General features: G+C 60.1%; 8 protein-coding genes. 4 read left to right on the forward strand and 4 right to left on the reverse strand.

All coding sequences use genetic code 11. The features are described 5' to 3' along the window. Positions 1 to 5: 5 nt before the first annotated feature. A complete protein-coding gene (locus B7L68_RS07975; protein WP_081247149.1) occupies positions 6 to 317 on the forward strand; it encodes a CBS domain-containing protein in 312 nt (103 codons plus the stop codon). A 17-nt stretch (positions 318 to 334) separates the two neighbouring features. Here the strand turns inward: B7L68_RS07975 and B7L68_RS07980 are convergent, their stop codons facing one another. Genes B7L68_RS07980 through B7L68_RS09070 form a run of 4 tightly spaced genes read right to left on the reverse strand, consistent with a single transcriptional unit; the run spans position 335 to position 4,169 of the window. Then, on the reverse strand, positions 335 to 1,669 hold the full coding sequence (locus B7L68_RS07980) for an ABC transporter substrate-binding protein (protein WP_081247144.1): 1,335 nt from the start codon (positions 1,667 to 1,669) through the stop codon (positions 335 to 337). Between the two features lie 22 nt (positions 1,670 to 1,691). Beyond that, on the reverse strand, positions 1,692 to 2,858 hold the full coding sequence (locus B7L68_RS07985) for a branched-chain amino acid ABC transporter permease (RefSeq protein WP_193432491.1): 1,167 nt from the start codon (positions 2,856 to 2,858) through the stop codon (positions 1,692 to 1,694). Then, positions 2,855 to 3,805 (reverse strand): branched-chain amino acid ABC transporter permease, encoded by a 951-nt coding sequence (locus B7L68_RS07990; protein ID WP_081247145.1) that lies wholly within the window; start codon positions 3,803 to 3,805, stop codon positions 2,855 to 2,857. Before B7L68_RS07990 ends, B7L68_RS07985 begins: the two co-directional genes overlap by 4 nt. A 46-nt stretch (positions 3,806 to 3,851) precedes the next feature. After that, positions 3,852 to 4,169, reverse strand: coding sequence for a hypothetical protein (locus tag B7L68_RS09070; RefSeq protein ID WP_369907403.1), 318 nt, complete (start codon positions 4,167 to 4,169; stop codon positions 3,852 to 3,854). Here B7L68_RS09070 and B7L68_RS07995 point away from each other — a divergent pair. From B7L68_RS07995 to B7L68_RS08005, 3 genes are all read left to right on the forward strand, one after another. Continuing rightward, a complete protein-coding gene (locus B7L68_RS07995; RefSeq protein WP_369907402.1) occupies positions 4,168 to 5,316 on the forward strand; it encodes a penicillin-binding protein activator in 1,149 nt (382 codons plus the stop codon). The genes B7L68_RS09070 and B7L68_RS07995 overlap by 2 nt on opposite strands. 39 nt (positions 5,317 to 5,355) lie before the next feature. Continuing rightward, on the forward strand, positions 5,356 to 6,114 hold the full coding sequence (locus tag B7L68_RS08000) for an ABC transporter ATP-binding protein (RefSeq protein WP_081247147.1): 759 nt from the start codon (positions 5,356 to 5,358) through the stop codon (positions 6,112 to 6,114). Position 6,115: 1 nt separating this feature from the next. Next, positions 6,116 to 6,649, forward strand: a 534-nt coding sequence (locus B7L68_RS08005) for an ABC transporter ATP-binding protein (RefSeq protein ID WP_081247148.1), incomplete at its 3' end; no start/stop codon positions are given.

Genomic DNA, 6,649 nt, shown 5'->3' on the forward strand with positions numbered 1-6,649 from the left:
ACTCCATGTACGAGAAGAAGGTCGGCAGCGTCGTGGTCGTCGACGAGGCGGGCAAGCCCGTCGGCATAGTCACCGAGAGGGATCTCGTCTACGTCTGCGCCAAAGGGCTTTCGGCCGACACGCCGATCTGGATGGTCATGACCGAAAACCCCATCACGATAGGCGAAGACGCCTTACTGCTCGACGCTGTGGAGAAGATGAGGAGCCTCAACGTGAGGCACCTCCCCGTGGTCGATAAGGAGGGGAAGCTGGTGGGGATAATCAGCGTTAGGGACGTCTTGGACTTGGCCGCCTTCCTGATCAGGATCAGGGAGTAGGGAAAAAAAGAGGTATTTTACGGGCTGAACAGGGGCTGTCCCTGCGGGAATACCGTTATCTGTCCGGTGGTGCCGTTGTAGAAGCCGGCGCTGATCCACGTGGGAGTCCCGTTGACGATCGCTACGCCGACTATTAGATAGCTGGCGTACATCCTATCGTGGTACTGATCGAAGTACACGGGGCCGGTGGCGCCCACATACGTCCCGTTGCTGCCCCACTGCTCGAGGACGGAGTTTATCACGGTGGGGTCGGTGGAGCCGGTCTCGGCTATGGCCTTAAGCACGATCATAGCTGTGTCGTAATAATACGGGTCGTAGCCGGTCGGGGCGTGGCCGCAGTACTGTTTAAACTCCTGGGCGAACTCGAGATACCTCGGGTCGTTGGGGTTCGGCGAAGCCACGGCGCCCATGAACTTGGCCGCCGCGAGGGCTTGTCCGCCCGCCTGCATTATGGCGGTGCCGTACACGTTGCTGTCCGTGCCGAACCACCTGACCTTGGAGAGGACCGGGTCGTTCATGGCGGCCTGCACTACGGCTGCGCCGTCTTGGTCGAAGGAAACTATCTCAAGGGCCGCGTCCGGGCTCGGGGTGCCTAGAGCCGCCGAGGCCTTCTGGACCGCGGCCTGCTCCGCCGCGGGCATGGCGGAGGGAGACGGATCGTAGCCGAAGGCGCCGAGGACCTGTATGCCGTACACCTTCGAGAAGTTCATAATCGCCTTAGTTAAGCCCTGGCCCCACGCATCAGACCTATAGACTATCACGATCTTCTTTATGCCAAGCATATGCATGAGGGTCACGAGAACCTTGGCCTGCGCGTCGTCGGTCGGCGGAAGCCTGAATATGTAGGGCTTGGGCACGGCCAGGAGCGGCGACGTGGATATGCTGGTGATCAATATGTGGTTCTGCTCGGCGAAGTTCATCACGGCCGACAGCTCGCTACTGCAGGTAAGGCCGACGACGAACTTGATCCCTTGCGAGTATAGAGTCTGAAGCTTCTGCAGAGCCGTGTTGGGATCGCAAGCCGAGTCCTGCACCACTAGGTCGAACCTTATACCCTTGTCGGCGAACATCTGGTTAGCATCGTGCACAGCCAACTTCACCGCACATTGGCCGCTCGTCCCCATAAACTGAAGGGAACCCGATAGAGGCAACTCGGCGCCTATGGTGATGGTCTTCGTTGCTGTGGTCGTGGCGGCTGCGCTGGTCGTGGCTTGGGCCGTTGTGCTGGTCGTGGCAGGCGTCGTGGTGCTGGGCGTCGGCGCCTGCTTCTGCGAGGCGAGGAGCGCGGCTATGGCGACAACTACCACCACCACTACAACCACCCCCACTATCAGACCCGTTCTGGAGGCCATATCGTCTGGAAATAATTTATTTTTAAGCGTTCTTATCAACCGTCCCCTTTCTTATTGTATACAAATCGATTGTTTTTACAGGCTTCTCTGGAACCATTCCTTGAGGCCTATACATAAGCACCAATATTATTGCGAGGCCGAATACGGCATAGGCTAGATAGGTTGGATCGGCGTGCAGCAGGGCCTGCAACGCGTTTTTATATATATCTAGGAGCGTCTGGATTGCGTAATATGCGGCGGCGCCCACTATGGCGCCCACGTTGTTCCCCTGTCCGCCTAATATCAACATGGTCCAGCCGATGAACGTATATATCGGCAGGAAGGCCCCGAGTATCGTGTAGTCGAAGTAGTAGGCGAGGAGGGCGCCGGCCAGGCCGGCGAACGCCGAGGCCAAGGCCAGCACCCTAATCCTGAACTTCACTATGTCCTTCCCGAAGACGGCGGCGGCGGTCTCGGCGTCGCGTATGGCCCTCAACGTCCTGCCGAAAGGCGAGTTGCCCACTATGTCGAATACGAAGAAGGTGGCGACCAACAGGGCCGCAGTTATGGCGAAGAACACCAACGTCCTCGCCTCCCCAGACGCCCAGGCGAAGGGGTCGGGGATGACCGCCCCGTTGACCCCGCAGGCTACGGGCGTGGCGTAGTAGGTGACCACCCTGAGGAACTCCCCGCTGACCAGCAGGAGGATGCCTAGGTAGTCCTCCCTCAGCCTGATCGCCGGATATGCGAACAACACGCCGAGCGCGGCGGACAGAGCCATCGCCAGAGCCACCCCGAGGAGGAAGTAGCCGAAGCCGAGCGCGGGGTTCTGGGCCAGCTGCTGGTTGACGAGGGACCCCGCCGAGTACTGATACAGCATGCAGTAGTCGCCTATGTTGCTCAGCGGAGCGGCGCCGATGGACTTGAGGAGATAGGACTGATATATCAGCAACACCACCTTCGTCGCGATGCCGCCCACAGCTATCGCTCCGATTATGAGGAACATGACCTTGCCGAACTGGGGGAGGCCGAGGTAGCCGACCTCCAGGTTGAGGCTGATGACGTAGATGGCGTAGATGGCTATGTATATGGAGAGATTCTGCAGCAGGACCTTGACGTCGCGCGGCAGCGGGGAGAGGAAGGCGAGCGCGGCCACCACGGCGAGTATCGCCGCGAGCGCGGCGGCCTTGATCGCAGTATCTCTCATCATGTCCTAGCCCTCCTGGCCGCTATGAGGCCGGCTATGCCTTGAGGAGCCAGCAGAAGCGTCGCGATGACTATGGCGAAGGGTATCGCGAGCTCGTACTCCGGTGGAAGCCCCAGGGGGTTCAGAACGTAGTTGAAGCCCAGCACCATGCTGAACCCCACTATGTAGCCGCCGATCACTCCGCCGTAGATGCTGGAGAGGCCGCCCACCACCACCGCCACGAATATGAGGGGCAGCCTAAGCCAGCCGAGCTCCTCGGTCACCGGGAATATCATGGCCATGTATATCCCGGATATGCCCGTCACGGCGCCTATCACGAGCCAAGATAGGGCGTAGACCCTCTCCACCTCTATCCCCAGCGCCTTGGCCAGAGGGGCGTTGTCTATGCTGGCCCTCATGACGACGCCGAACTTGGTCCTGTTGAGGAGGTAGTAGAGGGCTGCGAGTATCAACGCGAGGGCGATCGTCGAAGTGACGGCCGTGACCTGGCTCTGCGTGAGGCCCGGTATCCGTATCTCGCCCGGAGCCAACAGGAAGTTGCGGGTGTTCCAGCCGTAGGCCGTCTGGGCTATGCTATCCAGTATAGCCAATACGCCGAATATGAGGAAGTGGAGTCCGAAGGAGGCTATCATCAAGACGGTGATGCTGGCGCCGCGCCTTATGAGAGGCCGAAAAACCCCGACGTAGGAGAGGTACGCAGCCGCGGCTCCGGCGACCGCGGCCGCCGGCATCGCCAGATACACAGAGCCCGGCCAGAGGCCGCCGTAGAGGAAATATAGGAGGTAGAAGGCCGCATATGCGCCGACGGCCGCCAGATCTCCGTGGGCGAACGACGGTATCTTGGTGGTTATGTACGTCATGGAGAGGCCTATAGAAGCCAGCGCATAGATGTTGGAATAGACGATTGCCGGCACAAGCACGTTGTTTATAAAGTCGTATATATTGAGCATAGCGTGCTGGTAGTTATCCGGTTTAAAAACGTTGTGTCCACCTATATTATATACTTAGATCTATATAGTTCAAAACTTTTATAGAGGCAGTTAACAGACTCCTTATGGCCTCCAGAACGGGTCTGATAGTGGGGGTGGTTGTAGTGGTGGTGGTAGTTGTCGCCATAGCCGCGCTCCTCGCCTCGCAGAAGCAGGCGCCGACACCCAGCACCACGACGCCTGCCACGACCAGCACAACGGCCCAAGCCACGACCAGCGCAGCCGCCACGACAACCACGACCAGCGCGGCCACTACGTCAACCACGACGACAACCAGCGCAGCCGCCACGTCAACCACGACCACAGCAACGAAGACCATCACCATAGGCGCTTTGCTTCCTCTGACAGGTGCCCTGGAGAGCTATGGTCTGGGCTCTCAATGTGCGGTGAAGTTGGCTGTGCACGATGCTAACCAGATGTTCGCCGACAAGGGTATAAGGTTCGACCTAGTGGTGCAGGATACCGCCACCGATCCCAACACGGCTCTGCAGAAGCTCCAGACTCTATACTCGCAGGGGATTAGGTTCGTCGTAGGGCCTATGGCCAGCTCCGAGGTTTCGGCAATAATGAACTTCGCCGAGCAGAACCACATAATTGTCGTCAGCCAGTCCTCCACCTCGCCGGCCCTCGCCGTGCCCAAGCCCTACATATTCAGGCTGGTTCCCACAGACTTCTACCAGGGAAACGCCATAGCGGCGCTCCTCAACTTCTTGGGCATAAAGAAGATCGTAATAATATATAGGTCCGACACCTGGGGCCAGGGCCTATCTGCGGCTATAGCCAACGCATCCGCCAAATACGGCATACAAGTGCTGGGCCGCTTCGGCTACGACCCGTCTCCCTCCGCCATGCCCGCGGCGGAGCAGGCCGCGGTCCAGAAGGCCTCGGCGGCTCTAGGCACCCCGAGCCCGGACGCGGCCGCCGTCTTGGTCACCTTCGAGCAGGACGGCGTGGCCGTGGTGCAGGCCGCCGCCAGCGACCCAGTACTCTCCAAGGTTAGATGGCTCGGCACCGATGGCGTGGCCGGCTCGTCGATCTTGGTGCAGCAAACAGGTCAACCCCTCGCGGCGGCGAAGTTCCTCGCCACGATAGCTGCGCCGAACCCCAACGATCCGAGGTACCTCAAGTTCGTCGAGGAGTATAAACAGTACTGCGGCCAGCCTCCCGTGGCGTATGACCCCTACGCCTACGACGCCGCCATGTTCATAATGACCGCGATAGCCGAGACCGGCTCCACCGACCCCACCGTGATAAACTCCGTCCTCGAGCAGTGGGGCAGCAACGGGACGTATGTGGGCGTCACCGGCCCGGTCTATCTGGACCAGTACCATGACAGGATCTACGCCAGCTACTTGATAATGGGCGTAGCGATCGTCAACGGGACTCCGACGTGGATCAGCGCCGGCTTCTACAACGGCACCACCGGACAGATAACGGTATTCCCGCAGGGACAGCCCCTGTTCAGCTCGTAAAATACCTCAAATTTTTTAAGAATACCTCTTTTTACCTGCGTGCTCGAAATAAAGGGCATAGTGAAACAATTCGGCGCATTTAGGGCGCTGGACGGCGTCGACATGACCGTGGAGAGGGGGAAGATAACGCTACTCATAGGGCCCAACGGCTCTGGGAAGACCACCTTGATAAACGTCGTGACGGGGGTCTATAAGCCCGAGGCGGGCCGCGTCGTGTTCCGCGGCGACGGGAGGGACGTAGACATAACCGGCTGGCCTCCCCATAGAGTTTTCGCCGAGGGGATAGTGAGGACTTTCCAGATACCGCAGGTGTTCCAGAGGATGACCGTCATCGAGAACCTCCTCGTGGTGGCGAGGGGACAGGTAGGCGAGGACGTGTTGAAGGCGGTGAGGGAGAGGACTTGGGTGAAGCAGGAGAGGGAGCTGGCGGAGAGGGCCTTCAGGACGCTCGACATGGTCGGACTCGGCGACGTGTGGGACCGCTACGCGTACTCGCTCTCGGCCGGCCAGATAAAGTTGCTGGAGCTGGCGAGGGCCCTCATGGCGGGGGCGAAGCTGGTCATCCTGGACGAGCCCATCGCGGGAATCCCCATGGCGCAGGCCCACGCCATTTTCCAAACCATAAGGGATATCAACGCCAAGGGGGTCACCTTCTGGGTCGTCGAGCACCGCATAGACATAGCGTTTAAGTACGTGGACTACGTCTACGCCATGGCCAGCGGCAAGGTGATATCGCAGGGCGCGCCGGACGTAGTGGCGAGGGACCCCAAGGTGATAGAGAGCTACATAGGCGGGTGATATGCCGCTCCTCAAGGTCTCCGACCTAAACGCCGGCTACGGCAAGTTCCACGTGCTGAACGGAGTCTCGCTGGAGGTCGAGAGAGGCGAGGTGGCGGTCCTCCTGGGGCCCAACGGGGCGGGCAAGTCCACTTTGCTCAACGCCATAGCGGGGCTCGCCACCATAATGAGCGGCTCCGTGGTCGTCGACGGGAGGGACGTGACGGGGAAGAGCCCAGGAGAGATCCAGAGGGCCGGCGTGGGCTACGTCATGCAGTCCCCCAACAACTTCGGGACTCCCAACATATTCCCCGAGCTCACGGTCAGGGAGAACCTGATAGCGGCGGCCGTAGGCGTGAGGCCCGAGGAGGCCGAGAGGACCCTCAAGGAGGTCCTCGAGCTGTTCCCCAAGCTGAAGGAGCTGCAGAGCCGCAAGGGGAAGTTCCTCTCGGGCGGCGAGAGGCAGATGTTAGCCATATCGATGGGCCTCATGAAGAAGCCGAAGCTCTTGATGCTGGACGAGCCGACGGCGGGGCTGGCCCCCAAGGTGGCCTCC

The organism is Thermoproteus sp. CP80 (assembly GCF_002077075.2).
Classification (GTDB): domain Archaea; phylum Thermoproteota; class Thermoprotei; order Thermoproteales; family Thermoproteaceae; genus Thermoproteus.